General features: G+C 33.6%; 2 protein-coding genes. Both read right to left on the reverse strand.

The window, feature by feature from the left end; genetic code table 11:
• Positions 1-37: 37 nt before the first annotated feature.
• Entirely contained in the window at positions 38-601 is a 564-nt protein-coding gene (locus DMP16_RS09600; protein ID WP_069283802.1) for a hypothetical protein, read from the reverse strand.
• A 129-nt stretch (positions 602-730) separates the two neighbouring features.
• The gene (locus DMP16_RS09605; protein ID WP_255446866.1) at positions 731-1,732 is read right to left on the reverse strand and encodes a glycosyltransferase family 2 protein; all 1,002 of its coding nucleotides are present in this window, start codon (positions 1,730-1,732) and stop codon (positions 731-733) included.
• Between the last annotated feature and the right edge of the window lie 8 nt (positions 1,733-1,740).

Genomic DNA, 1,740 nt, shown 5'->3' on the forward strand with positions numbered 1-1,740 from the left:
AAATCCATAGCATAATATGAGAGATGAAAAACAGTTTTTATATATTTTTAGCGTAATCTAAAGCTTTCTTTAATGAGATATCCTCTTGCGTTCTTTTCACATCATAATATAATTTTAATGCATAGTAGAGTAATTTAATGTAATCATTTAAAGAAGTGTAGATTAGAGGTCTCTTTATTTCAATCTCTATTACTAAGGAATCGTCTAAAACCTTATAGATGAAACCCTTATTGCTCACTACTGAATTAATCAAGTCAACTCCTGTAATCAGATCAAGATCCAAGCTAGGCATCGTTACGATTTTATTTCCCTCTATTTTAATGTCAATTGAATCCCTCCATCTCTCTGATGCATATAGCACTTCTTTTAATTTATTTACTGAATATAAGTAATGAGAAAACGCTTCCTTAATATCATCTTCTATGTCCTTGTAAGGATATATTATTAAACCATAATCACCATTAAATTCCTCAGCTAAATACAACTCCTTGCTGTTATTTTCTCTCATCGTAATCCAATTATCCTTCTTATCTTCTATTAAGAACCTAGATATTACCTCTCTAAATGAATATATGTTTAAGTAAATTTCAACTATATTCATGGTCTCACTCAGCAGTGGTCCTAATATCACCCTAACTCATGAGTACTCGGCTTCATCATCTCAGCATCACGCCTACAATCATCAAATCATAAGGGGTAGAACTTCAGCATACAGTAATAAATTAAGTTTCTAACTTAAAGGTTTAACTATGTACTTTCTACCTCTCCAATAAACTTCCCTCCTATTCCAATTATATATTAACAAGAATAGTGCATATGGTATTGCAAGTATAGTCATCAACGACGCTATCATCGCATTTTTTGGATAATCTATTCCTCTTATTACGTTTTTAACTATCCATAAAATATAAGGAGTAAACGTTACAAGATTTAGAAACACTATGGAATAAACTAAAATAAACGTGAAGAAAGTCCCAGCAACTAAATATGCCTTAGCCCCCCTTGGCGAGTAAGCTAAAATAGTAATTATCTGCCTACTAGACCACTTAACCAAATCCTTTTCGTCATAAACGTTCAAGGGAACACAGTTCATGAGAAAACCAATTTTCCCATTATTACGTTTCACAATTCTGGTTAAAGTACAATCATCACACCACTCCTTTGAAAGTTCATCAATAACGTCTTTGTTGAAGAAACTCTTCCTAAACGCCATCGAGCCTCCCCATAGAAATCTTGAATTTTCTAACGATTGGGACTCGAAACCTAAAGTCCAAAACCCAGCCCTTAGCAAATTACTTAAACTCAACTTAGAGGGGGAGGGCCATGAGAAGGTGGTAGTAGCGGTAAATTTATCGAGAGGTCTAACTAACTTATACAGCCAATCCTTTGGGTACCAAGTATCAGAATCAGCAAAAACTATTACATTATATGAAGCGTACTTTAAACCAGAGAGCTGAGCTTTAATCTTACCACTACATGCTTCACAATTATAATCTGAATATACAACCCTTACATTATACTTTCTTAAAACCTTCTCTACATCATCTCCTTTATCGACCACATAAATAACCTCGTAGGGGTAAGGATAATTTTGTGATAAAAGGGATAAAATATTGCCCTCTAACCTCTCATCCTCCCCCTTAATAGGAACTATTATTGAGACACTGTCCAAAAAATTGCCTTCTATTCTCCTCATCTTAACCTCGTTAATAATTTGCAAAATTATTAGCAAATTTACCA

This window comes from Sulfolobus sp. B1 (assembly GCF_007050195.1).
GTDB lineage: Archaea > Thermoproteota > Thermoprotei_A > Sulfolobales > Sulfolobaceae > Saccharolobus.

Bases quoted from the DNA above. Each gene is read 5' to 3' on its own strand.
- DMP16_RS09600 (WP_069283802.1), bottom strand. From the start codon at position 601: ATGAATATAGTTGAAATTTACTTAAACATATATTCATTTAGAGAGGTA.